This is a genomic window from Neorhizobium alkalisoli (assembly GCF_002968635.1).
Lineage (GTDB): Bacteria > Pseudomonadota > Alphaproteobacteria > Rhizobiales > Rhizobiaceae > Neorhizobium > Neorhizobium alkalisoli.
In genome coordinates this window covers 472,375-496,243 of record NZ_PVBN01000001.1, presented here as the reverse complement: position 1 = coordinate 496,243, position 23,869 = coordinate 472,375, and the positions used below count along the sequence as shown (strand labels likewise).

Here is a 23,869-nt window from a genome sequence, read left to right as displayed (position 1 = left end):
ACTATCGCGTCGATGCGGCGACCCAGGCGGGAACAATCTCGCTGACGAGCCTGAAGGCTTTCTGCCCTTTCGCCAGCGTTTCCAGATCCATGCCCGACTTTACAAGCGCGATTGCCTGGCGTTTGGAAAGCAGCAGGCCATACTCCAATGGAGGAACGGCCCGGCCGATGCGCCTGAAGAATGGCCGCCGATAGGTGCGAGAGGGTGCGAATCGGGCCGGCTGCCTGCCGAGCGCGACATATTCCATGACCTCGTCGATCCAGCCTGCCTGCAGCCGGGCGCCGGGCTCCAGCAACAGCAGCCACTCGCCCCGCGCCGAGCGCAAAATATCCTTTATGTCCCAATGGGTGTGGAAACGGCAGCCGGCCGCATCGGCCACGTGGGAGGTGCCATCCCGCGAGCCGTGATCAAGAACCACCACATCGCTCACGAGCCCTTCCACCGCCCCGGAAACGAGCAGCGAGAGCGTCTGCGCCAGCTCTGATTCCTGGTCGCGGCATTCCATGATGACAGTCAGCATTCCCGACATTTACCGCATCGCACCACAGAAGGCCAGAAACGCATTGCCGAATTTTGTTCTTGCAATGTTCTTATTTTGCAGCTAGGAATTTAATCATCAGGAACGGGCGGAATACCCGTCAGGAGCAACCCATGAACGAGCTGTCCCATTTGAGGCAGAGCGCTTTGGCGCCTGCTCATACGGCCGATATTGCAGATGCACTGGTGAAGTCCTCCGGTCTCAGGATCGAAGTCGACCGCAGGCGCGGACGCGGAGCCGGGCTCAATCCGAGCGGCCGTTTCGAGGAGGAACGCCGTGAGGTGTTCGATGACGGGTGGCAGACCATCGAGGAACTGGAACCGTTCAAGACCGAGGTGCAGGTGGAGAAGCCGCGCACCGCAATTACCCGGAATGAATCCCCCGACCTCTCTTTCGATCGCTCGATCAATCCATATCGCGGCTGCGAGCACGGCTGCATCTATTGCTTCGCACGGCCGACCCACAGCTACATGGGCCTCTCGCCGGGGCTCGATTTCGAATCTAAGCTGTTCGCCAAGCCCGACGTTCCGAAGCTGCTCGAGCGCGAGCTCAGCAAGCCGGATTACAAGGTGCGTGCAATCGCCATCGGCACCAATACCGATCCCTACCAGCCGATTGAGCGGGAATGGCGCATCATGCGGCAGATCCTCGAGGTCCTCAACAAGGCCAATCATCCGGTCGCGGTCGTCACCAAGTCCGCACTCATCACCCGCGATATCGACATCCTTTCCGAAATGGCTTCGAAAGGGCTCGCCAAGGTCGGCATCTCCGTCACCACGCTGGACCGCAAGCTTGCCCGCACCATGGAGCCGCGCGCCTCGACCCCTCCCAAGCGCCTCTCCGCCATCAAGGCGCTGACCGATGCCGGAATTCCGACCGCGGTCATGGTGGCGCCCGTGATCCCGGCGCTCAACGATCACGAGATAGAGCGCATACTCGAGGCCGGCCATGCGGCGGGCGCCACCGAAGCGAGCTATGTGCTCCTACGCCTTCCTCTGGAAGTGAGCCCGCTGTTTCGCGACTGGCTGCTGCAGAACTATCCCAACCGCTATCGGCATGTGATGTCGCTGGTTCGCTCCATGCGCGGCGGCAAGGATTACGACGCGGAGTTCGGAAAGCGGATGAAGGGAGCCGGGCCTTATGCCTGGCAGATCGGCCGGCGTTTCGAAATGGCGACGAAGCGGCTTGAAATGGTCCGCCGCGGCCTGCCGCTCCGGGACGATTTGTTCATTCGGCCGGATGGCGGCGGTATCCAGCTTTCTCTGCTTTGAACTCGCTCGCGAGGGTGTTCGAGGCGCGCCACAAGGGCCTTATAAAGTCAGGCATGAGGCCTTGAGTGTTTTAATTCCGTTTCCGGCGCTTGCCCGTCCTGTCGAGCGCCGGATCCTCCCCGGTTCCACCGCCGCCCCTCGGTGGATAGCGACGCCGCATCGCCCGCCGGGGGTTGCAGGAGATCGGGTCGACGTGCGAGGTTGCCGCCATGTTACCTCGCACGTCACCCGATTCTCCGATGCTCTTCGAAGAAGTGCCGCTCATCCCGGACTTCAGCCTGGAACTTCTAGCGCGGAAAGCCGGCCACTGGCCGGTTGCCGGCACAGACGAGGCCGGACGGGGGCCATTGGCGGGACCGGTCGTTGCCGCGGCGGTGATATTGGACCCCGACAATATTCCAGATGGCCTTAACGATTCCAAGCAGCTGACGGCTCTCCAGCGGGAAACCCTGTTCGAGGCGATCATGGCAACCGCAGAGGTGTCGATCGCCGCCTCCGGGCCGCGTCATATCGATGAGCGCAACATCCTGCGGGCCAGCCTCGACGCCATGCGCCGGGCCGTCGCGGGTCTCGCGGTCACGCCAGCCTATGTCCTTGCCGATGGGCGCGACGTGCCGCGCGGCCTCTGCTGTTCCGGCAAGGCGGTCATCCAGGGCGACGCCCGTTCCGTATCGATCGCCGCGGCATCCATCATCGCCAAGGTGACCCGCGACCGGATGATGACGCGTGCCCACCATGTCTATCCCGTCTACGGTTTCGCCAACCATGCCGGTTACGCCACCCCGCAGCATCGTGCGGGCATAGAGGCACACGGTCCCTGCTCATTGCACCGCATGAGTTTCCGTCCGCTTCGCAAGGATGAGTTGCCGGAGGTATAGAGGCCAATTTTGTCCTCCCGTACGTTCTTCTCAGGCATTTTGTTGCGGCTGTATCTCGGACGCCAAAAAGGCCGGGTTTTGCCCGGCCTTCTCGAAATCCTCGTCTGACTGAAATCAGTTCAATCGCGACTGCACCTGGCCGACGGCGTCCTTGAAAAGGGTGTCCTGGGTGGAGGTGTCGGCCTTGTTGGCAATGACGCGCTCGGCGGCAGCGATCGCAAGATCGACGGCCGCGGCGCGAACGGCGCCAATCGCGTCGGCCTCGGCCTGGCGGATCTTCTGCTCCGAAAGCGCATTCCGCCGTGCCACGAACTCCTCCGTCTTCTGACGGGCTTCCTCGGTCAAGGCGGCGGCTTCGCGTTCGGCAGCAGCCACAATGTGGGCGGCTTCCGCTTCGGCTTCCTTGCGCTTGCGCTGGTATTCGGCGAGCAGAGCTTGAGCCTCTTCACGCAGCCGCTTGGCTTCCTCAAGTTCCTTGCGGATATTGTCGGCACGTTCGTCGAGCGACTTCGCCATCATGCCCGGAACCTTGAGATAGGCAATCAGAGCAAGAAAGAGAACGAGGCCGACGAAGGCGAAAAATGTTGCATCGAATGCCATTGTATCAGGCCTCCGTCTTCGCGGCTGCGACCGCAGCCTTGATGTCGTCGCCGGATGCCTTGGCGCCGATCAGCTGGTCGATGATGGCGGAGGCGGTTTCTTCGGCAATCTGGCCGACCTGAGCGAAAGCCTGGGTCTTGATCTCGCCGATGCGGGTTTCCGCCACGGAGAGCTTCTGAGCCAGTTCCGTCTCGATCGCAGCGCGATCGGCGGCAGCCTTGCCCTTGGCCGCTTCGCGAGCGGTTTCGGCAATGGTATGTGCCTTGGAACGGGCGGCAGCCAGCTCCCTTTCATAGGTCTCGACAGCAGCGTCGGCCTCGGACTTGAGGCGCGAAGCTTCATCGAGATCCTGGGCGATCCGGTCGTGGCGGTGTTCGAGAATGCCGCCGACGCGCGGAACGATGACCTTCTTCATCAATAGATAGAAGAGGCCGAAAGTGATGACGAGCCAGAGGATCTGCGACGGGAAATAGGTCGCATCGAATGGCGGGAAGGTGCCGCCACCGTGCTCGCCGCCATGGGCGACGCCGGTTTCGGTATGCACTTCGCCAGCCGGTGCGGCATGCGGATCGCCCGCGGGAGCGGCGCCCGGTGCTGCAGGCGTTTCAGGAGCGGCCGGCGCGGTCTGCGCATATGCCGAGGTCACGAACATCATCACCTCCAGGTGTATTCCAAATGCGAAGGATCACGGCGCGCTATCTTGCAAGCGGCCGCGATCCGGATGCCTGGTCAGGTCTTAGACTGCGTAGAGCAGCAGGAGAGCGATGAGCAGCGAGAAGATGCCCAGAGCTTCCGTAACGGCGAAGCCGAATACCAGACGGCCGAACTGGCTGTCAGCGGCGGACGGGTTGCGCAGAGCGCCCGAGAGGTAGTTGCCAAAGATGTTGCCGAGGCCAAGAGCCGTACCGGCCATGCCAAAGCAAGCCAGACCTGCACCGATGAACTTTGCTGCTTCCGCTTCCATGAGAAACTCCTTCGAAATGGTTGTTGCGGCTGTAGACTGACGCCTAGGACGCCAATGTCGTTATCCTTAGTGCCCGCCAGGATGGATCGCGTCGTTGAGGTACATGCAAGTCAGCACCGCAAAGACGTAAGCCTGGAGGAAGGCGACGAGGAATTCGAGACCGGTCAGGGCGACGGTCATGATGAGAGGCAGGACGGCTCCGCCGATACCCAGCGCACCCATGGTTCCGAGCGAGGCGACGAAGCCCGCGAACACTTTGAGTGTGATATGGCCGGCCAGCATGTTCGCAAACAAACGAACGGAAAGCGAGATCGGGCGGGACAGGAACGAGATGACTTCGATCGCGACAACAAGCGGGATCAACAGGCCTGGAATGCCGCTTGGCACGAAGAGCTGCAGGAAGTGCAGGCCGTGCTTATAGAAGCCGTAGACGAGAACCGTGCCGATGACGAGCAGCGCCAGCGCGAAGGTGACGATGATCTGGCTGGTGACGGTGAAGAAATACGGGAACATGCCGAGCAGGTTCGCGGTCAGCACGAACATGAACAGCGAGAAGACCAGGGGAAAGAACTTCATGCCATGGCTGCCGGCGCCCTCGCGCAGCATGCCGGCGATGAATTCATAGGACATTTCCGCCACCGACTGCGCCCGGCCGGGGATCAGCCCGCGCTGCGAGGTGGAGAAATAAAGGAAGCCGGCGGCGCAAGCTACCGTGGCAACCATGAAGAGAGAGGCATTGGTGAAGGAGAAATCGATGCCGCCGATCTCAATCGGAACGATCTTGCTGATCTGGAACTGATGGATCGGATCGTTTGCCACCGTCTACCTCTTTCATTGCCGGGCCAGCGGCCCAAATCTTCTTGCGGGAAGCGTCAGAGACCGCTTCCTTTTCCATTCTCGTCGCCCCGCTTGTGCACGGTCGGCGGCGGAGCCACCATACCTACTGCGCGAAGCACATTCAGAACACCGGCACAAAAGCCCAGAAGAAGAAGGACGATCATCCCCCAAGGCGACGTACCGGCAAAACGGTCGAGCATAAAGCCCAGAATGGCACCAACAGCGACGGCGGAGATGAACTCGGAGGAGAGTTTGAAACCAAGGGCCATGCCCTTGCGGCTCTCTTCAGATTGCGCGTCCCTCTTCGCCTCTGCCGCGTCTTCAGCCTTCCTGCCCGCAAGTTTTGCAGACAGGCGCTTCCGGCGCTCTTCCAGACTATGGTCCCGATCATCCGTCATTCACGTCATCCCTATTCCCGCTTCCGGGCAACCGGTTCTTAGAACCGGCCGACCGCCAAAAAGTGCAGCCAGCGAGGGATTTCGCGCCTTCAGGCCCGTTTTCAAGTCGCGCGCAACATAGTTTTGAGCGCCCCCATAGTCAAGGCGTACACGGTGCTTCATGCAAGGTTAATTAACCTTGGAAATTCAAATTGTTAGTCGCGATGCAACCGGGAGCGGGCAAAACTGTCGCGGGAATCGCTTCGCATTTGCGAGCAGAAGCCCTCAACTCCAGCCGCCGCCGTAGGTGCGGTAGAAGACATGCAGGCCAATGCGGCCTACCTTCTTCATCGTGCGTGCCCAGGCAGGGCGCACGTAGACTGCATGATAATGGGTGGACGAGCCAACCTCCGCAAGCCAGATCTTGCCGGCGGTAACAGCCATCGCCACCTCGCGCGCCATTTTCCAGTGATATTCGGAGCGGATACGGTCCTTGATATTGTCACAGGCGAAGGAGAACTGGCAGCGATTGCGCCAATCTTCGTTCTGGTAGACCACATCGCATATGGTGTCCGGATAGGCGGGATTGCGAACGCGATTGAGGATGACCTGAGCCACCGCAGCCTGGCCGCGGGCAGTTTCCCCGCGCGCTTCGAAATAGATGCCCGATGCGAGGCATTGCTGTTCGCGGGTGGAAAAGGCCGAGGGCGGCAAGGGCGTTGCGGCCCATGCGTGATCATCCGGTCCGATCGGCGGTATGAAACGTCCCCCTTTCGGTTTTTCCGTGAGGATTGCGTCGAAGGGTGATTCTTCGGCGAAATCAGGCTCCGGCGGCGCATAGGCGGTGGCAAGCACATCAGCCTGCTGATTGGTGATAAGGCCGGCGATCATCGGCATCAGATCATCCTGCGGCTTCGGCTCTTCCTTCTTCCGGAAATAGAACGAGGCAAGCTCGACAGGCTTCTGAGCCTTTCCGGGCCTTGCGAAAGCGGCCAGTTCCTCGCGACGTTCAATCGGCAGAGTGAGCGCGCTCGAGCGCTGCAGGACGGAACCGGCGGAGAATGCCTTCGGCGGCTGCATGGGTTCCACTGCGACGATGCGGCCCTTCTTCGCACTCCGGTTGACGCGGTCTTCGTCGGGTCGCGGATCTGCGGATTGTTTTTCGTCGACCAGAGCGATCTTGCGGCCGTCCGCAAGCGTAATGCCTGCATTGCCGGAAACGGCATCCTTCAACCCAGGGAATGCCAGCGATGCCTGGTGGATCGAACCCGCAGGAGAATCCGTCAGGACCATCCGCCACTGATCGGTCCGATCCGGCCCCGTCAGAAGATCGGCCAGATCGCCATGGGCGGGGGCGGACGGAAAGATAAGCCAGCAGGCCAGGCCGAAGACGGCCGGGGAAGTCCACGCATCCCGACGGGATGCGGACTTGCGACGCAAAACGCTCTTCGAACGCAAAACCGTAACTCCACAAGGCAACGACGACCCCGTGAAGATCAATCATTAACCTTGATGAGCGGTTAACGCCGACAGCCGAAACGCCTGCAAACCGGACCGAATTAGGACATTCACATAAATGTCAGCCGGCCGGCACGTCAGATGATGACGTGCGAGCCGAGTTCCACCACGCGGTTGGCCGGCAGGTGGAAATAGTCCGACGGGTCGGTCGCGGTGTTGGCCATGGCGATGAACAGCCGGTCCTGCCACATAGGCATGCCCGATTCTGCATCCGGCACGAGTTTGCGGCGACCAAGGTAGAAGGAGGTGGACATGATGTCGAACTTGAATCCGGTCTTGCGCAGATAGGCAAGCGCTTGCGAGACGTTGTGCGACTGCATGAAACCGAAACGCAGTTCGATCAGCGTGAAGCGTTCGGACACCTTTTCGATGGTGTAGCGTTCTTCGAGCGAAACGCGCGGCTTGTTGACCGTCACGATCGTCAGGATGACGTTCTTATCGTGCAGGACATGGTTGTGCTTGATGTTGTGCAGGAGAGCCGCCGGGGCGGTTTCCGGATCGCTGGTCAGGAAGATCGCCACGCCCGGTACGAGGGCCGGCGCGTGATCGCTCTTCTTTTCGACCATCGGGATGAAAGTCGCGAGCGGCACGTCGATTCGGCGTGTCTTCTCGAACAGGATCGCGGTGCCGCGTTTCCAGGTCCACATGACAATGGTGAAGATGATCGCCATCATGACCGGCACCCAGCCGCCGTCATGCACCTTCAGCAGGTTGGCTCCGAGGAAGACCAGTTCCAGCGCCAGCAATGGTGCAAGCACGCCGATTGCAAAGCTTTGCGGCCATCTCCACCTCAACCGAACGAATTCGTAGGCCATCATAGTGGTGACGACCATCGCCCCGGTCACCGATATGCCATAAGCCGTCGCGAGGGCTTCGGAGCTTTCAAACCCGAGAACCAGCGCAATCACGCCGACCAGAAGCAGGGTGTTGACCGATGGCAGGAAGATCTGGCCGGTATTGGTCTCTGAGGTGAAAAGTATCTGCATGCGCGGCAGATAGCCGAGATGGATCCCCTGGCGCACGAGAGAAAAGGCGCCCGTAATCACCGCCTGGCTGGCAATGATCGTCGCAGCGGTCGCAAGAATAACGACCGGCAGCAGCGCCCATTCCGGGAACATCAGATAGAATGGATCGGACATGGCCTCGGGCCGCTTCAGCACCAACGCCCCCTGCCCCAGATAATTGAGCGTGAGCGCCGGGAATACGAGCAGAAACCAGGCCCACTGAATAGGCCTGCGGCCAAAGTGACCAAGATCGGCATAGAGCGCTTCCGCGCCGGTAACGGTCAGGAAGACGGCACCAAGCACGACAATGCCGACAAAACCCTCATGCAGCATGAACTGGACTGCGTACCACGGATTGAACGCCGACAGGATGCCGTAGTCGTCGGAAATATGGGCGATACCGCCCGCGCCCATGACCAAGAACCAGACAGCGGTGATCGGCCCGAAGAAGCGGGAAACCAGAGCCGTGCCCTTCGATTGGATGGCGAAGAGGCCGATGAGAATACCGACCGAGATCGGCAGTACGGCGCTATCCAGGGCCGGAGTGACGAGCTTCAGCCCTTCGACCGCCGACAGAACCGACAGCGCCGGCGTGATGATCGCGTCGCCGAGAAAGAGTGCGGCGCCGATCAGCCCAAGCAGCATCAGGAATGCTCGGTGGCCGTTGGCCGATTTCGTGAGGAGCGCCAAGAGAGACAGCGTGCCGCCTTCGCCGTCGTTGTCGGCCCGCAGCAGGAAGAGTACGTATTTGAGCGTGACGATGATCGTCAGCGTCCAGATCATCAGGGAGATCAGGCCGATGATCTCCACTTCGGTGACGCCGTCATGAGCAATCGGCTTCAGCGCTTCACGAAAGGCATAGAGCGGACTGGTGCCGATATCGCCATAAACGACGCCGACGGAACCGAGCGCGAGTGCAACGAGGCCTTGGACCTTGGCGGTCTCGGCGGCGGGATGTTCAGCAGGGTGACCCATGGGATGTCTGGCCTGCTACAGCCAGCCTTTCCAGCGAAAGATGAAAAACGGGACGATGGCTGAGAGAACCATCGTGAAGATCGCAAGCGGATATCCGAGGTGCCAATCGAGTTCCGGCATGAAATGAAAGTTCATGCCGTAGATGGAAGCGACCAGCGTCGGCGGCAGGAAGACCACCGAGGCGATCGAGAAGATCTTGATAATCGAGTTCTGCTCGACGTTGATCAGGCCGAGCGAAGCGTCAAGCAGGAAGGCGATATTGCTGGCGACGAATGCCGCATGCTCAGAAAGAGTTTCGATATCGTGGGCGATGGTGGCGCAGAGGCTGCCGTCGCTCTTGTCTTCGTGCATGAGCGGCACGTTCATCAGGAAGGTCAACAGCCGCGACAGGGAGCCCAGGCTATCTCGTACCTTTCCCACCAGCCGATGACATTCGGCAATGTCTGCCAGTTTTTTCTCGAGGAATTGCGGCGGACGCCGCTTGCCGCGATCGCGGAAGATGTCCGTGGACAAGGTATCGACCCGATCGACGGCATTCTCGAGGATTTCCGCCGTGCGATCGGCGATGGTTTCGAGGAGCCTGGCCAGCAAGGTCGTACCGTCTCGCGCCTTGTCCGGAGTACGACCGAGCGCGGCGATAAAAAGCTGGAAGCTCTTTGGATCAGCGTAGCGGACGGTGATCAGCCGATTGCCGGACAGGATGAATGCTACGTCGGTGAGCTCCGGATTCGTCCGATCGGCGTGCCAGACCAGCGAAGCCGTCATGAAGGCGGAGCTCCCCTCGATATAGAGCCTGCTCGAGGGTTCGATGTCCTTCAGATCGTCGCGGGTGGGGATTTGAACGCCCACCAGACTCTCGACATAGGCATCCTCCTCCGGCGTCGGCTCGACCAGATCGATCCAGACGACATCATCAGAGAGCTGGCGCTGCGCCTCGACGGGCGCAAGCGTCTTCATCGACCCATTGGCGCTATAGGCATTGATCAAACGTGGTCTCCGACCGAAACATCGGCCTTAGCGAGAAACGGATTTGCCGGTTCCCAGATCCGGGACCGCCAACGGCCCCGGCGGGACGCGCCTATAAAGACACCCATAGTCAAAATCAAGAGGTACCGAAATCCAGATACCGCGCTGCAACATGACCCCGGCGGACCGGATGTTCAAGAGGAGGCCGTATCGTGAGCCCGTTTCATGACCGGTATCAAAGCCTTGACGGAAGCGCAACGCCCGCAGGCGCCCGACCAAAGTCGAAGCGCTTCCGCAAACCCCTTCGCGCCGATTTATTCAAAAACGATGGCAGGCGCCTGCCTCGGCGTGCGGCCGCCCAGCTCCGCCCACATCTTGGCAGCGATATCCCGATAGATCCCGGCCGACGCTCCCTCCGGGTCGGAGACTACCACAGGCGTGCCTGCGTCCGAGCGCTCGCGGATATCGATCGTCAGCGGCACTTCACCGAGGAAAGGCACGCCGATGCGCTCGGCTTCCGCGCGCGCGCCGCCATGGCCGAAGATGTCGTAACGCTTGCCGGTATCGGGTGCCAGGAAATAGCTCATGTTCTCGACGATGCCGAGCAGCGGCACCTCGACCTTGCGGAACATGGTAATAGCCTTGCGGGCATCGATAAGGGCGAGATCCTGCGGCGTCGAAACCACGACGGCGCCCGCCAGCGGCACCTGCTGGGCCATAGTGAGCTGGGCATCGCCGGTGCCGGGCGGCATATCCACGACCAGGACGTCCAGGTCGCCCCAGGCGACTTCCCGCAGCATCTGCATCAACGCCGACTGGACCATCGGTCCGCGCCAGATCATCGCCGTCTCCTCGTCCACGAGAAAACCCATCGACATGGCCTTCAGCCCATAGTTTTCCATCGGCTTGATGATGCGATTCTCGATCTGTTGCGGGCGACCGGATATTTTCAGAAGCCTCGGCACGGACGGGCCATAGATGTCCGCATCCAGGATGCCGACCCTCAGGCCGTTTGCCTGAAGTCCGAGCGCAAGGTTGACGGCCGTTGTGGATTTGCCGACGCCACCCTTGCCGGACGCGACCGCGATAATCGCGCCGACGCCGGGGACGCCTGCCTTCTCGCGCTGCGGAGGATGGGCGTGGCCATGACCGTGGTCATGCGCCGGCCCGGCAGCGGCAGGCCGAGGCGGCGCCTGCTGGGGACGCGGCGCGGGCGAGCCCGCCTTCCGGTCTGCCGTCAGCGTCACCAGCGCGCCCTTGATCCCGGGCATGGCTTTGACGCTGCGTTCCGCCGCGATACGCAGCGGTTCCAGTTCCTGCGCCCTCTCCGCCGGCACCGTAATCGAGAAATAAACCTTGTTGTCGGAAATAAAGACGTCCGAGACCATGCCGCGCGAGACGATATCGCCTTCCAGATCCGGCCCGCGAACTTTCGCCAGCACCGCCAGCACCTCTTCCTTGGTCACCTCGGACATAACGCTCAAGACTCCTGCTTCGTCAGATCAGCATTCACCTGGCAATCAGGCCAGCCGCATTCGGCGATATATAGGAGTTCAATATTGGTGGGAGCAAGGAAAGAAGCGACCACCGTTCGACCGGCGGCCATATGGCGCACAGGCCGAACGGTGGCTTTTCTTGTCACGCCTCTTGGGGCGCTTTGACAGTCCCCTCTGGACCTGCCAACAAAGAAGCACGAAACGTGCCACTCGGGAAGATGCTTCTTTTTATTGAGTATTTTCAACAACTATTGCGTTTTTTCGCCGCTGCGGCGCAGCAAAGGCCAGGATCGGCCTGCCTTTAACGGCGCCAACGACTTGGGCGACGATGAAATGTTGTGCAGTGCAGCACATTATTATTTGATCAAACCGATCCGCAACGCCTTGGCAACCGCCTGCGTGCGGTTGACCGTATCCAGCTTCTTCGCAGCGCGGTTGAGATAGTGGTTCACCGTATGCTCGGACAGTCCCAGAATTTCTGCGATCTCTGCACTGGTCTTGCCGGCAGCCGTCCAGTTTAGGCAATCGATCTCCCGTTCGGTCAGGACATCCGTGCCGCGCACATCAAGATTGCGGATTTCCGCCAGCCGCTCGAACACATGGATGGAGATATACATCAACTCCATCATCTGCTGCCGATTGAAGAGGGGACCATCTCCGGCGAAGGACACCGCCGCCCGAACGCTGGAAGAGTCGTGAACGGGGAAATAGGCGCCGCGGACAAGGCCGAACCGCCCGAAAATACTCCGAACCAGCGGTCCCCTGTCGGAACTGGCGCTCTCCAGATCGAAGGTGAAAGGCAAGGTAGACTTACGGAGCCTGCGGAGAACGGGGCTCGACCGCAACAGACCTTCCCTGTCGAAATGCGATATCAACTCAGTCGGCCAGTTCGTGATGATGGTATTGCCGGACAGTTCGAGCGACGTCGCATGAGGAAGATTGACGACCATGAACGTGCGGCAGCCATAATATTCCGTCACCCGCTTCATGAAGCGGAATACATCGAACTGGGTCTTGAGGGCTGCGATCTCCTCGACGTTTCCGTCGAAAGCCCAGGCCTCGCCAACTTTCTCGGTTTTGGACATCACTTACTTCTTTGCTCGGCCGCTCATCTGAGCAAATGCTGGCATCCCAGCTGGATTCACACCGACGGGCCGTTCGTATTGAGAATATCTGCGCAACCGGCCGAACTCCGCGTGGAAACTGCGTGATCGTCGCCGCGACATCCCATGAGCCATCCACTCATGACAGGGCTTTACCTTCGATCCGCAGATGTTTTCAAGCTTTTACTAATAAACACTTCCGAAAATGATGACATCTGCTCGGTTTTGATGTCTTCTCGCATGGTTCCGGCCCTTTGTCAGGAGATAATTATTGGGGATCAAATTAGCTATGCCGAGAGTTTGCGGACTCATGCCGGAATGATACAGAGTAACTACCTCTGACTGCAATTGGAGATTTTGCATGACCGCCGCCTACAATTTTGAAGGACAGATACTCTCCTCCTCCCTCTGCGCACTTGGAGAAGGGCCCGCCTTCGAAGCAGCGACTGAGACACTCTGGTGGTTCGACATTCTCGGCAAGGCGCTTCATCAGTTGCACCTGCCCACCGCAAGCGAGACCGTGCACCAGTTGCCGTTCATGGGAAGCGTTCTCGCGTCCATCGATGCGGACCGGCAAGTGCTGGCGAGCGACAAGGGACTCTTCATTCGGGACCGCGCCACCGGCGAGCTCTCGCTTTATCGGGAACTGGAGCCGGAAAAGCCTGGAAACCGTTCAAATGACGGCCGGGTGCACCCCTCGGGGAGCCTCTGGATCGGTACGATGGGGAAAAAGTCCGAAGACGGCGTCGGTGCGATTTATCATGTGGCCCAAGGCGTGGTCACCAAGATCTTCGACAATATCAGCATCCCGAATTCGATCTGCTTTTCGCCGGACGGAGCGACTGGCTACTACGTGGATACACGCGTGAACAGGCTGATGCGGGTTCCGCTCGATCCCAACACCGGCCGGCCGAACGGCGAGCCGTCCGTACTGGTGGATCAGAACGGCCAACCGGGCGGGATTGACGGCTCCATCTGCGCCAGCGACGGCACGATCTGGAACGCCCGGTGGGGCGAAGGGGCAGTCGACCACTACGACGCCGATGGAACGCATCTCTCCCGGCACCTCCTGCCGGCTCGCCGGACGACGTGCCCGGTGTATATCGGGGACGGGCGTCTCGCGGTCACCTCGGCATGGGAAGGTCTTGACGAGGCAGCTCGTGCCGCTGATCCGCTGGCCGGGGCGCTGTTCGAGATCGCGGTGCCTATCCGCTGCGAACCGGAGCCCGCCTATCGCCTTTAGCCGATCAGAAAGCGATTCTTTCGAACTGCGCCGGGAACAAAATGTTCCCGGCAAATCGGCCTAATATTTCAGCACGATAATCGGGAACTATTCCCTTTTCATAACATTTTCCCTTCGAACCGACGCGGGCAAGGAGACTCCAGCCCGGAGGGAACCGCGTGTTCGAACACACAACCTTAGCAGGAAGGTAGGAACGTTATGAAAAAGACCATGAGTATGATGGCCGCGGCAGTTCTCTTGGCTTCAACCGCCATTGCTCCCGCATTCGCCCAGACACAACCTGCCGCACCGGCATCCCCGGCTCCGGCAGCACCCGCTGCTCCGGCCGATCCGGCTATGAAGCCTGCAGACAACGCTGCAACGCCCGCTCCCAAGACAGGAAGCGACTCCGCTGCAGCTTCCGGCAGCTACATAACCGAACAGACCGAAACCCAGATCAGCGCCAATGACTACATCGGCAAACCGGTTCACAACGCCGAAGACAAGAGCATCGGCGATGTAAACGATCTGATCATGGAAGAAGACGGCGGTATCGTTGCTGCCGTGATCGGCGTCGGCGGCTTCCTCGGTATCGGCGAAAAGGATGTTGCCGTACCGATGGACAGGCTCACGATGACGCGCGATGCGGAAAACAACAACGAGGTCCGCCTGACGACCACGGAAACCGCCGAAGCGCTCCAGGCGGCTCCCGAGTTCAAGACCCTGAAGGACAAGCAGGCTGAAACCGATGCGACGACCACGTCGTCCACCGGCGCCCAGACCCCTGCAGCCGGAGGCACCAACCCGCCGGCTCCAAGCAAGTAACAGCTTAGGACGCATGATACGTCATCAGCTGAAAACGAGGCGGCACCGCATGTGCCGCCTTTTTTTTTACAGGCAGCAAAACAGTTAGGGCGCGTCAAACCCGCTCGATGGTGACGAATTCGCGGAAGTGGTCGTTCAGATAGCGCAGTGTCGCTGCCCCGTCCGCTGGTCTGCCGTAGTAATAGCCCTGACCCATGCCGCAGCCGAGCTCCTTGAGCTTGTCGGCGTCTGCGCTGGTTTCGATGCCCTCGGCCACCACCTGCAGATCGAGGCCTTCGCACATGGCGATGATCGCCTTGACGATGTGTTCCGAAGCACGGTCGGTGGTGATACGGGAGACGAAAGCCCGGTCGATCTTCACCTTGTCGAAGGTGAAGTCGCGTAGCCGCCCGAGGCTCGATTGACCGGTGCCAAAATCGTCAAGCGAGATGCGGACACCCTGATGTCTGAGGTCGGTGATGATCCGTTGCGCGGTATCGGCCGAGGTCATCACCGCCGTCTCGGTGATTTCCAGCTCCAGACGGTAGGGATCGAGGCCGACGCGGGCAAGCGTTGAGAGAATCGTGTCGGTGGTGCCGGGGTCCATCAGCTGCGCGGAAGACAGGTTGAAGGACAGGAAAAGTTCGCGCGGCCATGAGAGCGCAGCCTCGGCAGCCTTGCGCAGTAACGTTTCAGAAAGCGCGTCAATAAAACCGCGCTCCTCGGCAACCGGCACGAAGACAGCCGGGGAGACGAAGCCGAGATCAGCATCGATCCAGCGTGCAAGGGCCTCGAAGCCGACGACGCCGCCATCCTTGATACGCACGATCGGCTGGAAATGCACATCCACCGCATCGGCGATAATGGCATTGCGCAGCGCCTGTTCGAGCTGTGTCGCCCGCTTCATCTCCTGCGCAATTTCGCGCGAGTAGACGGTAATCTGGCCTCGCCCGCGCCGCTTGGAGCGATAGAGGGCAGTCTCCGCGCTTTTCAGCAGCTCCTCGAAGTCCTCACCCGCAAAAGGATAGATGGCGAAGCCGAAGGAGGCCGAGAGACGCACGTTGCGGTCTCCCAGGTCGTAGGGAGCGGAAAGCACGTCCTTGATCATCTGCCCGATGCGTTCGGCACCGTTGCGTTCGAACACAAGCGGCAGGACGAAGGCGAATTCGTCTCCGTCATGCCGGGTCACGGTCGCGCCGTCCGGGATGCAGGCCTTCAGGCGATGAGCGACCTGACATAGAATTTCGTCGCCGGCCTCGGCACCAAACAGGTCGTTGATCGGTTTGAAGCCATCGAGATTGGCGATGCAGACGGTAAAAGGCGCCGGATCCTGCGCACGCTCGGCAGCCAGCAGGCGCACCTTGTCGCGCAGGCGGTATCGGTTTCCCAGACCCGTCAGTGGGTCGCTATAGGCCATCGCCTGCAGTTCATTCTGGCTGACCTGCGGCAACGGGTTTCCCGCCGACTTCATGAACAATCCCATTACGCTTCACAAACGCAAGCAGGATGGGCGAAAAAGATTAAAAAATCATGCGGTGATCTTAACATATGTCAAGGAACCGATTAATCGGTTAAGCATACGATCTTTTCACCGTCACACCGAGATAACCTTCGAACACAGCCTCGAGAGCCTCCGGGCTGATGGGTTTCAGGATCACATCATTCATGCCGGACGCGAAGCACTGATCTCGATCTTTGTCGAACGCAAAGGCAAGTACGCCGATGATCGGGACGGAATTGTCGATCGTTTCAAGAGCCCGAATCCGAGCGCTGGCCTCGAAGCCGTTGAGTTTCGGAAGCGTGACGTCCATCAGGATGAGCCGCGGGGCGTGTTGCTGCCAGAGCCGAACCGCCTCCTCTCCGTCAGCCGCGATCGCATAACGATAGCCGAGGCCTTCCAGTATCTGTGAGAAAACGATCTGATTTACGTCGTTGTCCTCAGCGACGAGGATATCGATGTCCTTACCTTCGGCGCGGGAGTCGAAGGTTATCTGCGGATTTTCGTCATCGACGCGGCAACCATCTTTGTCGTCGAGCGCGTGAGCGACCGCCGCAGCAAGCTCCTGCCCCATGCTGTTGGCATTTATCGTGATGGCGGCAATGCCGTAATCGGCGGCGATCTCCAGGCATTGGACATGCATCTCGGCATCAACGACGATGAGATCGACACCGATCCCCGCCTCTCCGGCAAGGCGCAGGAAAAGGGCCAGCTCCTCCGCGCTCGATACCGAGGAGATGTCGAGTTGGAGAGCGGTAAGGATCGACAGTGCTTCCTGTTCCGTCCTTGGGTCGGCGGAGACGACGAGCACCTTGCGGCTGAATGCATCTTCCGCCGCTGTTTTCAGATCCGGATCCGACCGATGCTCCGAGAGACCGAGCGAGGCGGAGATCAGGTCGACAGGATAGACATGCGAGCTGACCGGTCCTTTTTCGCCGTTGATATCAACTCGGGCCGTGACATCTTCCATCGCCGTGACAAGGTAATAACGGCCCGGTTTGCCGATGCGATATTTGCTGGCGCCGATGACGATTTCGGTTCCATCCCGCCGCTTCACCCGTTCTGCAATCTGCACCGGTTCGCCGGTCTCGAAAAGCTGGCGGTTGACGTCTGCGAGACGCTGCTCCAATTCGGGCGGATGAATGTCCGATCCTTTTCGGCCCAGCACCGCTTCGGGCGGCAGATCGAAAAACCGGCAGGCCGCCTTGTTGACGGCGACGAAGGTAAAATTCCTGTCCTTGACCGTGATCGGGAACGGCAGATTGTCGAGCACTTCTTCGGTAATCTGGACACGTTCCATATCGCCGCGCCATTGCTCCTCCCGCTTCTTGTGGTCGGAGACGTCCTTGATGACGCAGACGCCGTAGCCGGAGGGAAGGCGCCGCCTTGAAAGGCTCAGCCATCGGTCGGTGCCCCGGCGCTCCAGCGCGTCGGTGCGCTCTTTCCACAGCGTCGCAATCTGTTCCGCGATCCAGTCTTCGCGATTCAACATCCGGCGCGACCCGGCACTGTCGGTGGAAAAACGCCCACCGCTATCGTGAACGGCGCCGAGCAGGTCTCTGAGACGGGTGCCGGGCGCTAGAAAGCTCTTTGGGACCGACAGAAGATTAAGCAAATGCTGACTTGCAAAAACGATTACGTCATTCTTGTCATATATGAGCACGCCGCCCGAAACGCCTTCGGATATGGCTTCGAGCATGGCAGTTTGAATGTTCGCGTCCGCGGACCACAAATCATTCATAGGATAAAACTCCCTGTATGCTTTTTCGGACACGGGATCAAAGCCGGACCGTTATGCCGATTGTTTTCCTCTCGGCCTAATTCCTTCTAGTTTCAGTCGTGTCGGGTCGGGAACATGCTGGTTCCAAGTCCTCAACGGGTGATCGGGCCCTGCATGGCGGCGCCCAGCGAACCGCCATCCTGATCACCTGCGGGGAGCGGGCGCTCCTCCGGTTTCATTCAGTTTCAATGCCGGTCAAATTATCGGCTTTGTCTTAAGGCGCAATTAATGGACAACCACGCACCCGCGGAAGATGTCTTCAAAAGGGGTTGAAACCGCCCGGAAAGGCTTTCCTTCACGCGGCGAATCCCGGACAATAAAAGAATGTCCGTCAAACAACTGCCTGAGACGCTGATCAACCAGATCGCCGCCGGCGAGGTCATCGAAAGGCCCGCCAGCGCCGCAAAGGAACTGATCGAAAACGCCATCGACGCCGGCGCGACCCGCATCGAAATCGCCACCGCAGGGGGCGGCAAGAGCCTCATCCGCATCACCGACAACGGCAGCGGCATGAATGCGGGAGACCTCGACCTTGCGGTCCGGCGCCACTGCACCTCGAAGATATCCGAGACGCTGGACGACATCCGCACCCTGGGTTTCCGCGGAGAGGCGCTGCCTTCGATCGGTTCGGTCGCCAAGCTCACCATCACCAGCCGCAGAACGGGCGATGCAGCCGGTTCGCAAGTCGCCGTCATCGGCGGCAAGGGGACGGGGGTCAAACCCGCCCCCGCCAATCCCGGCACCGTCGTGGAGGTGCGCGATATCTTCTTCGCAACACCTGCCCGTCTGAAATTCCTGAAAACGGAAAAGGCCGAAGCGGGCGCGATCACCGAAGTGGTCAAGCGGATGGCGATTGCCTTTCCCAAGATACGCTTCGTTCTTTCGGGCAGCGATCGGTCGACCCTGGAATTCCCGGCAACGGGCGACGACCATCTGGCCCGCATGGCTCAGGTTCTGGGTGCCGAATTCCGCGACAATGCCATCGAGATCGATGCGATGCGCGAGGATGTGGGGCTCTCCGGCTTCGTCGGCGTGCCGACATTCCACCGCGGCAATTCGGCACATCAATATGCCTTCGTCAACGGTCGGCCGGTACAGGACAAGCTGATCCTTTCGGCAATCCGCGGCGCCTACGCGGAAAGCGTTCCCTCCGGGCGCTATCCCGTCGCCGTCCTGTCGATCACGCTCGATCCGGCATTCGTGGACGTCAACGTGCACCCGGCCAAGTCGGACGTTAGGTTCCGGGATCCGGGCCTCGTGCGTGGTCTCATCGTCGGAGCGATCCGCGAGGCGTTGTATCGGGAAGGCGACCGCGCGGCAACGACGGGGACCTCAGGCATGATGAGATCCTTCCGCCCCGGTTTTTCTCCTCCCCCGACTGCGTCGCGCACGCCCTGGGGTGTCGCCACCTCACCTTCCAGGCCTCTTGATCTGCAGCCGTCTCGCGATTTTTCCGAACGTCTGCAATCGGACTTCGACGTCCTGACGATGCCGGCGGCGCGGGCGGATGCGGTCATTTCCGAGCCCGTCTCCCGGACAGCAGCCGATGAAGCGCCACGCTACCGCCTGGGCGCTGCGCGGGCGCAGATCCACGAAAACTACATCGTCGCGCAGACGGAAGATGGCCTCGTCATCGTCGATCAGCATGCGGCCCATGAGCGCCTGGTCTTCGAGGCCATGCGCAAGGCACTCGACAACAAGCGGCTTGCCAGCCAGGTCCTCCTCATTCCGGAGATCATCGACCTGCCGGAAGAGGAATGCGACCGGCTGATGGCGCATGCGTCGGACCTCGATCGACTGGGGCTTTCGATCGAACGTTTCGGTCCCGGAGCCGTTGCAGTCCGCGAGACGCCTGCAATGCTCGGTGAGATGGATGCGGGCTCGCTGGTTCGCGATCTTGCGGACGAGATCGCCGAATGGAATACAGCGGGCGGGCTTCGCGGAAAGCTCGAATACGTCGCCGCCACCATGGCCTGCCATGGATCGGTACGCTCCGGCCGGCGGTTGAAGCCTGAGGAGATGAATGCGCTGCTAAGGGAGATGGAGGCGACGCCCGGCTCCGGAACCTGCAATCACGGCCGACCGACCTATATCGAACTCAAGCTGTCCGACATCGAGCGGCTGTTCAGCCGGAGCTGAAAGGTCTGGCATTTGGAAACCGCGGGGTGTAGAGCAGTCCGATGTTTTTCCGCAGGAGACGAAAGATGAACCGGTTCGAGGGAAGCGGTTTCCGCGAAGCGAAGATCCGGTATCTCGACGGCGACTATCAGATCCTGACTTCAGGTTCCTATGTCGTCTGCGCCATGACAGGGAAGCAGATCCCTGTCGATGAGCTTCGCTACTGGAGCGTGGCAAGGCAAGAGCCCTATGTGGACTGCGCCAATTCGCTGGAGGCGGATAAACGCGCCGGCATCCTGCCGAATCAAAGCCGGGGTTAGCTTTTCGCCCCACCGCCATTCTTCAGGCGCCGCTGCCGGTAATTGGCAATGGCCATATCGATGATCTTGCCGGGCGCCTGCGGATCGTCGAAGACCATGTCGACCTCGACCACCCTTACCTTTTCCGCTAGCTCTTCCGTGCGGCCGTGATGGCCGGTCAGCCGCACCGCGTCCTTGGCCGTGGTGACCAGCGCAAGATCGTCTCTTGCGGCATCATCAAGCAGATCCGAGATTTCGTCTTCGCTGAAGTAGTGATGATCCGGAAAGGCGCGACTGATCGCGATCACCCCGCCAAGCTGCCGGACGGTGCGGTAGAACTTCTCAGGGTCCGCGATGCCGGCGAAGGCGAGCAGAGCATTGCCGGCAATCTCGTCCGTTTCCCGGGGTTTCAACGATGCGACATAGACCTGCTTGCCGGCACGCGCGGCCTGGCGAACGAGAGTGTCGGCCGCCACACCATCGCCGACCTTCAGGATGGCGGAAAGCTGGCGCATCTGTTCGGCAATCGGCGCCCTCACCGGTCCACCGGGAACCAGATGGCCATTGCCGATGCCGCGCACCGTATCGATGACGACGAGCGCAAAATCCAGCGCCAGTCGCGCGCTCTGGAAACCGTCGTCCATGATGATCAGGTCCGCGCCCTCCTGAACAAGCTTGCGGGCCCCATCGGCGCGGGTGCGCGAGATCACTGTCAACGTCTCACGGCAAAGCAGCAACGCCTCGTCGCCCACGGCTTCGGCACGATGGTGATCAGGGTCGACCACGGTTGTGGCATCGATGGACCCGCCGTAGCCGCGGCTCAGAAAGCCGGGCTTCAGTCCCTTCTGCTTGGCGGCACGAGCAAGCGCGATCGCGGTCGGCGTCTTACCCGCTCCGCCGACCGTGAAATTGCCGACACAGATAACCGGTACGGGAACGCTCGCCCGCCGTGCTCGCGCCATCCGGCGCCCGGCAATCCGGCCGTAAATGAAGGAAAAGGGCGAGAGACCCCAAGCGCGCCAATCCGCTTTCGTCCACCAGAATGGCGGTGCTTCCGATACCATACGCTAATCCATCATGAGACTGCCCGCGCAGAAAATGGGAGTTTTTCCAAAAAGGCAAGTCTTCAGGGGACTTAGAGTCGTTCAGCGGTTCGGGAAAGCAGACTTTCGAGCAGGGTGATGTCGTCAAGGCAGATGTCGGAGGCAGCCGACAGGGTCTCGCGGGAACCGGTGCCGGTCAGTACCGCAACTTTCAAGCCGACCCCGGCATTCCTTCCCATATGCATGTCATGGTTATTGTCGCCAACCATGGCGACTGCAGAGGGTTCCAGCCCAACGGCACTGCAGAAGCCAAGAACCATGCCGGGCTCGGGCTTCACGCCATGGCCGCTATCATAACCGGCGATGAAATCGAGACATTCGATAAAGCCGAACCGGATGGCCGTCTGCCGGATGGCCTCCTCGTTATCGCTCGAAGCCACTCCCAGCTTCAGGCCCCTCGCCTTCAGCCGCGAAAAGAGCGCCGCAAGATCGGTAACGGGCACGGAGAATTCGGCGGAGCGAATAAAGAGATCGTCGAGCAGTCGGGTCAGTTCGCCAACTTCGACCGGCGAACCCGCAGAGACGAAGCCTGCGGCAATCTCGGCAGCGTTGCCGGCGGCGAGCAGGCTGTCCGGCCGCGTATGACCCGAGACAGGATCCATGCCGCCCGAAAACAGAAGCTGAGGTTCCAGGTCGGCGTCACCTGCCGCGGCAATGCGCGCCGCCTCACGGTTTACCGGTCCCCAGCTCTCGTCGTAGCGGAGCAGCGTTCCATCCTTGTCGAAGAGGATGCCGGCGATCTTGTCAAAACCCGCAGATGTCATCGGACGGCAGCGGCCTTCGGCTGCAGCCGAGCGCTAACGGTCAGCGGATTGATGTAGGGCTCCAGCGCCTTGATGGTCTTCGACAGCGCGCCGCGCATCTCTTCCATCGCGTCGTGCCCGGAATCCACCATCTTGCGGCGGGCAAGATCGTTGATCATCAGATAGTAAACCGCCTTGGCCAGCATTTCGGCATCCTTGATGATGCGAGCACCACCCTTGCGCACGAGATGCTGATAGGCGTCGCGGAAATTCTGCACCTGCGGTCCTGAAAGGACCGCGCAGCCAAGCATTGCCGGTTCGAGCGGATTTTGCCCGCCTTGCTGCGACAAGGACTTTCCGACGAACGCGATCTCGGTGAGCCGCAGATAGAGGCCCATTTCGCCGATCGAATCCCCGAGGAAAATATCGGTCTCGGGCGTCAGGGAGTCGTTTCGGGAGCGGCGCGCCACGGTGAGACCCGCTTCCTTCAACATCGCCTCGATCGCATCGGCGCGGTCCGGATGGCGCGGCACGAGAATGGTCAGCTGACCGTTCTTCGGCTTCAGCGTCCGATGCACGGTCCCGACGATCTTCTCCTCGCCGTCGAAGGTGGAGATCGCCGCCCATGTCTTGCGGTCGCCGATTTCCTTGCGATAGCGGGCCAGCACATCCTCGTCGCAGGGCGGCGGATCGGTATCGCTCTTGAGGTTGCCGGAAACGATCACAGGCCAGGCGCCGAGGTCCCGGAACCGCTCGGCATCGAGGTCCGACTGCGCGATGACCAGCGCCATCTTTTCGAACAATGCTTCTGCAACGGAGCCGTAGTTGCTCCAGCGTGCGAAAGAACGATCGGAAATGCGGGCGTTGACGCGGATCTGTGGGATGCCGCGCCGTGCGAGTTCGGATAGCGTCGTCGGCCAGATCTCGGATTCCGCCGTAATGCAGGCATCCGGCTTCCAATAGGCGATAAAGCGCTTGATCGGAAATTTGACGTCGAGGGGAACATACTGGTGGATCACCTCATCGGCGAGGCGCGACTGCACTAGATTTGCCGAGGTGACGGTACCGGTGGTGAGGAGGATATGAATCTCGCGGCGGCGGAGTTCGCGGATCATCGGCATGATGGCAATGGTTTCGCCCACACTAGCCGCATGCACCCACACCAGCGGGCCGCGCGGACGCGCCAGACTGGCATAACCGAGCCGCTCCAGACGTCGCGCCCTGTCTTCCTTTCCCTTCATGGCGCGGTAGCCGAGATAGGGACTTGCCAGCGGATAGAGCGCAACGCCCGCCAAGCGATAACCGAGAAGAGCTGTGCGCGCCAAGCCGCTGGTCATCGCATCTGTCCCCGATCCATCATGGCTGCCGTCAATGTGATAGCCCCTCCGATTTTAATATCCGTAGCCGAGTTTTATGTGTTTTACAAATGCGTCAAAATAGGGTCCTGGCGCTCGCGCCAAGGCGGGAGAACCGGCGTTCCAAGACACAATCTATCGCGCGTGGCTTATCTCAGACCGACTTGCTATCCGGGTCGAGCAGCCGGTGCATATGCACGATAAAATAGCGCATCTGGGCGTTGTCGACCGTCTGCTGAGCCTTCGCACGCCAGGCGACCAGGGCGCTGGCATAATCGGGATAGATGCCGACGATATCCAGGGCGGACAGGTCCTGGAATTGGAGGCTTTCCAGGTTCTTGAGTTCGCCGCCGAAGACCAGGTGCAGGAGTTGTTTCTTTTCGCCTGTTTCCGTCATTTTCCGTTATCCGTCTATTTTGC

23 protein-coding genes are annotated in these 23,869 nt (G+C 60.5%); 6 read left to right on the top strand and 17 right to left on the bottom strand.

Annotated features, from left to right (window positions below; genetic code table 11):
* Position 1: 1 nt before the first annotated feature.
* A complete protein-coding gene (locus C5L13_RS02360; RefSeq protein ID WP_105382044.1) occupies positions 2-520 on the bottom strand; it encodes a glycosyltransferase family protein in 519 nt (172 codons plus the stop codon).
* Positions 521-651: 131 nt separating this feature from the next.
* On the opposite strand from C5L13_RS02360, the gene C5L13_RS02355 reads away from it, so the two are divergent.
* Both C5L13_RS02355 and C5L13_RS02350 read left to right on the top strand, forming a co-directional pair.
* Positions 652-1,809, top strand: a complete 1,158-nt coding sequence (locus C5L13_RS02355; protein WP_105381633.1) for a PA0069 family radical SAM protein — start codon at positions 652-654, stop codon at positions 1,807-1,809.
* Positions 1,810-2,018: 209 nt separating this feature from the next.
* A complete protein-coding gene (locus C5L13_RS02350) occupies positions 2,019-2,687 on the top strand; it encodes a ribonuclease HII (RefSeq protein ID WP_105381632.1) in 669 nt (222 codons plus the stop codon).
* A 114-nt stretch (positions 2,688-2,801) separates the two neighbouring features.
* Here C5L13_RS02350 and C5L13_RS02345 read toward each other — a convergent pair whose 3' ends face one another.
* From C5L13_RS02345 to C5L13_RS02300, 10 genes are all read right to left on the bottom strand, one after another.
* Positions 2,802-3,287: a F0F1 ATP synthase subunit B gene (locus C5L13_RS02345; RefSeq protein ID WP_105381631.1), complete on the bottom strand. Its 486-nt coding sequence runs from the start codon at positions 3,285-3,287 to the stop codon at positions 2,802-2,804.
* A gap of 4 nt (positions 3,288-3,291) precedes the next feature.
* On the bottom strand, positions 3,292-3,939 hold the full coding sequence (locus tag C5L13_RS02340; RefSeq protein ID WP_105381630.1) for a F0F1 ATP synthase subunit B: 648 nt from the start codon (positions 3,937-3,939) through the stop codon (positions 3,292-3,294).
* 84 nt (positions 3,940-4,023) lie between these two features.
* On the bottom strand, positions 4,024-4,251 hold the full coding sequence (locus C5L13_RS02335) for a F0F1 ATP synthase subunit C (RefSeq protein ID WP_037158317.1): 228 nt from the start codon (positions 4,249-4,251) through the stop codon (positions 4,024-4,026).
* A 66-nt stretch (positions 4,252-4,317) separates the two neighbouring features.
* The gene (locus C5L13_RS02330) at positions 4,318-5,070 is read right to left on the bottom strand and encodes a F0F1 ATP synthase subunit A (RefSeq protein WP_105381629.1); all 753 of its coding nucleotides are present in this window, start codon (positions 5,068-5,070) and stop codon (positions 4,318-4,320) included.
* A 53-nt stretch (positions 5,071-5,123) separates the two neighbouring features.
* Positions 5,124-5,486 (bottom strand): AtpZ/AtpI family protein, encoded by a 363-nt coding sequence (locus tag C5L13_RS02325; protein WP_105381628.1) that lies wholly within the window; start codon positions 5,484-5,486, stop codon positions 5,124-5,126.
* A 264-nt stretch (positions 5,487-5,750) separates the two neighbouring features.
* Complete coding sequence (locus C5L13_RS02320; RefSeq protein ID WP_105381627.1) at positions 5,751-6,923, bottom strand: cell wall hydrolase; 1,173 nt, start codon at positions 6,921-6,923, stop codon at positions 5,751-5,753.
* A 137-nt stretch (positions 6,924-7,060) separates the two neighbouring features.
* Complete coding sequence (locus C5L13_RS02315; protein ID WP_105381626.1) at positions 7,061-8,962, bottom strand: potassium transporter Kup; 1,902 nt, start codon at positions 8,960-8,962, stop codon at positions 7,061-7,063.
* Positions 8,963-8,977: 15 nt separating this feature from the next.
* Positions 8,978-9,949 (bottom strand): magnesium transporter CorA family protein, encoded by a 972-nt coding sequence (locus tag C5L13_RS02310; RefSeq protein WP_407070391.1) that lies wholly within the window; start codon positions 9,947-9,949, stop codon positions 8,978-8,980.
* A 293-nt stretch (positions 9,950-10,242) separates the two neighbouring features.
* The gene (locus C5L13_RS02305) at positions 10,243-11,403 is read right to left on the bottom strand and encodes an Mrp/NBP35 family ATP-binding protein (RefSeq protein ID WP_105381625.1); all 1,161 of its coding nucleotides are present in this window, start codon (positions 11,401-11,403) and stop codon (positions 10,243-10,245) included.
* 377 nt (positions 11,404-11,780) lie between these two features.
* Positions 11,781-12,509: a LuxR family transcriptional regulator gene (locus tag C5L13_RS02300; RefSeq protein WP_105381624.1), complete on the bottom strand. Its 729-nt coding sequence runs from the start codon at positions 12,507-12,509 to the stop codon at positions 11,781-11,783.
* Between the two features lie 379 nt (positions 12,510-12,888).
* On the opposite strand from C5L13_RS02300, the gene C5L13_RS02290 reads away from it, so the two are divergent.
* Both C5L13_RS02290 and C5L13_RS02285 read left to right on the top strand, forming a co-directional pair.
* Positions 12,889-13,770 (top strand): SMP-30/gluconolactonase/LRE family protein, encoded by an 882-nt coding sequence (locus tag C5L13_RS02290; protein ID WP_105381622.1) that lies wholly within the window; start codon positions 12,889-12,891, stop codon positions 13,768-13,770.
* 198 nt (positions 13,771-13,968) lie between these two features.
* The gene (locus C5L13_RS02285; RefSeq protein WP_105381621.1) at positions 13,969-14,574 is read left to right on the top strand and encodes a PRC-barrel domain-containing protein; all 606 of its coding nucleotides are present in this window, start codon (positions 13,969-13,971) and stop codon (positions 14,572-14,574) included.
* Positions 14,575-14,668: 94 nt separating this feature from the next.
* On the opposite strand, the gene C5L13_RS02280 is transcribed toward C5L13_RS02285, so the two are convergent.
* Together C5L13_RS02280 and C5L13_RS02275 are read right to left on the bottom strand one after the other, a co-directional pair.
* Positions 14,669-16,024: a putative bifunctional diguanylate cyclase/phosphodiesterase gene (locus tag C5L13_RS02280; RefSeq protein WP_105382042.1), complete on the bottom strand. Its 1,356-nt coding sequence runs from the start codon at positions 16,022-16,024 to the stop codon at positions 14,669-14,671.
* A gap of 100 nt (positions 16,025-16,124) precedes the next feature.
* Positions 16,125-17,792 (bottom strand): response regulator, encoded by a 1,668-nt coding sequence (locus tag C5L13_RS02275; protein ID WP_105381620.1) that lies wholly within the window; start codon positions 17,790-17,792, stop codon positions 16,125-16,127.
* Between the two features lie 363 nt (positions 17,793-18,155).
* On the opposite strand from C5L13_RS02275, the gene mutL reads away from it, so the two are divergent.
* Positions 18,156-19,970 carry a DNA mismatch repair endonuclease MutL gene (gene mutL / locus C5L13_RS02270; RefSeq protein WP_105381619.1) on the top strand — a complete coding sequence of 605 codons (1,815 nt, stop codon included), beginning with the start codon at positions 18,156-18,158 and terminating at the stop codon, positions 19,968-19,970.
* Between the two features lie 65 nt (positions 19,971-20,035).
* On the top strand, positions 20,036-20,269 hold the full coding sequence (locus C5L13_RS02265; RefSeq protein ID WP_105381618.1) for a DUF2093 domain-containing protein: 234 nt from the start codon (positions 20,036-20,038) through the stop codon (positions 20,267-20,269).
* Here C5L13_RS02265 and lpxK read toward each other — a convergent pair.
* The 4 genes from lpxK to C5L13_RS02245 form a co-directional block, all read right to left on the bottom strand.
* A complete protein-coding gene (gene lpxK / locus C5L13_RS02260; RefSeq protein WP_105381617.1) occupies positions 20,266-21,312 on the bottom strand; it encodes a tetraacyldisaccharide 4'-kinase in 1,047 nt (348 codons plus the stop codon). The two genes, C5L13_RS02265 and lpxK, sit on opposite strands and share 4 nt — an antisense overlap.
* A gap of 71 nt (positions 21,313-21,383) precedes the next feature.
* Positions 21,384-22,115, bottom strand: coding sequence for an HAD family hydrolase (locus tag C5L13_RS02255; protein WP_105381616.1), 732 nt, complete (start codon positions 22,113-22,115; stop codon positions 21,384-21,386).
* On the bottom strand, positions 22,112-23,431 hold the full coding sequence (gene waaA, locus C5L13_RS02250) for a lipid IV(A) 3-deoxy-D-manno-octulosonic acid transferase (protein WP_105381615.1): 1,320 nt from the start codon (positions 23,429-23,431) through the stop codon (positions 22,112-22,114). Before waaA ends, C5L13_RS02255 begins: the two co-directional genes overlap by 4 nt.
* A gap of 172 nt (positions 23,432-23,603) precedes the next feature.
* The gene (locus tag C5L13_RS02245) at positions 23,604-23,846 is read right to left on the bottom strand and encodes a DUF4170 domain-containing protein (protein WP_105374115.1); all 243 of its coding nucleotides are present in this window, start codon (positions 23,844-23,846) and stop codon (positions 23,604-23,606) included.
* Positions 23,847-23,869 lie beyond the last annotated feature (23 nt).

What these genes read in the sequence shown, in the direction of transcription:
- C5L13_RS02360 (WP_105382044.1), bottom strand. Translation starts at nt 520, where the DNA reads ATGCTGACTGTCATCATGGAATGCCGCGACCAGGAATCAGAGCTGGCG.
- C5L13_RS02355 (WP_105381633.1), top strand. Translation starts at nt 652, where the DNA reads ATGAACGAGCTGTCCCATTTGAGGCAGAGCGCTTTGGCGCCTGCTCAT.
- C5L13_RS02350 (WP_105381632.1), top strand. Translation starts at nt 2,019, where the DNA reads ATGTTACCTCGCACGTCACCCGATTCTCCGATGCTCTTCGAAGAAGTG.
- C5L13_RS02345 (WP_105381631.1), bottom strand. Translation starts at nt 3,287, where the DNA reads ATGGCATTCGATGCAACATTTTTCGCCTTCGTCGGCCTCGTTCTCTTT.
- C5L13_RS02340 (WP_105381630.1), bottom strand. Translation starts at nt 3,939, where the DNA reads ATGTTCGTGACCTCGGCATATGCGCAGACCGCGCCGGCCGCTCCTGAA.
- C5L13_RS02335 (WP_037158317.1), bottom strand. Translation starts at nt 4,251, where the DNA reads ATGGAAGCGGAAGCAGCAAAGTTCATCGGTGCAGGTCTGGCTTGCTTT.
- C5L13_RS02325 (WP_105381628.1), bottom strand. Translation starts at nt 5,486, where the DNA reads ATGACGGATGATCGGGACCATAGTCTGGAAGAGCGCCGGAAGCGCCTG.
- C5L13_RS02315 (WP_105381626.1), bottom strand. Translation starts at nt 8,962, where the DNA reads ATGGGTCACCCTGCTGAACATCCCGCCGCCGAGACCGCCAAGGTCCAA.
- C5L13_RS02305 (WP_105381625.1), bottom strand. Translation starts at nt 11,403, where the DNA reads ATGTCCGAGGTGACCAAGGAAGAGGTGCTGGCGGTGCTGGCGAAAGTT.
- C5L13_RS02300 (WP_105381624.1), bottom strand. Translation starts at nt 12,509, where the DNA reads ATGTCCAAAACCGAGAAAGTTGGCGAGGCCTGGGCTTTCGACGGAAAC.
- C5L13_RS02290 (WP_105381622.1), top strand. Translation starts at nt 12,889, where the DNA reads ATGACCGCCGCCTACAATTTTGAAGGACAGATACTCTCCTCCTCCCTC.
- C5L13_RS02285 (WP_105381621.1), top strand. Translation starts at nt 13,969, where the DNA reads ATGAAAAAGACCATGAGTATGATGGCCGCGGCAGTTCTCTTGGCTTCA.
- C5L13_RS02280 (WP_105382042.1), bottom strand. Translation starts at nt 16,024, where the DNA reads ATGAAGTCGGCGGGAAACCCGTTGCCGCAGGTCAGCCAGAATGAACTG.
- C5L13_RS02275 (WP_105381620.1), bottom strand. Translation starts at nt 17,792, where the DNA reads ATGAATGATTTGTGGTCCGCGGACGCGAACATTCAAACTGCCATGCTC.
- mutL (WP_105381619.1), top strand. Translation starts at nt 18,156, where the DNA reads ATGTCCGTCAAACAACTGCCTGAGACGCTGATCAACCAGATCGCCGCC.
- C5L13_RS02265 (WP_105381618.1), top strand. Translation starts at nt 20,036, where the DNA reads ATGAACCGGTTCGAGGGAAGCGGTTTCCGCGAAGCGAAGATCCGGTAT.
- lpxK (WP_105381617.1), bottom strand. Translation starts at nt 21,312, where the DNA reads ATGGTATCGGAAGCACCGCCATTCTGGTGGACGAAAGCGGATTGGCGC.
- C5L13_RS02255 (WP_105381616.1), bottom strand. Translation starts at nt 22,115, where the DNA reads ATGACATCTGCGGGTTTTGACAAGATCGCCGGCATCCTCTTCGACAAG.
- waaA (WP_105381615.1), bottom strand. Translation starts at nt 23,431, where the DNA reads ATGACCAGCGGCTTGGCGCGCACAGCTCTTCTCGGTTATCGCTTGGCG.
- C5L13_RS02245 (WP_105374115.1), bottom strand. Translation starts at nt 23,846, where the DNA reads ATGACGGAAACAGGCGAAAAGAAACAACTCCTGCACCTGGTCTTCGGC.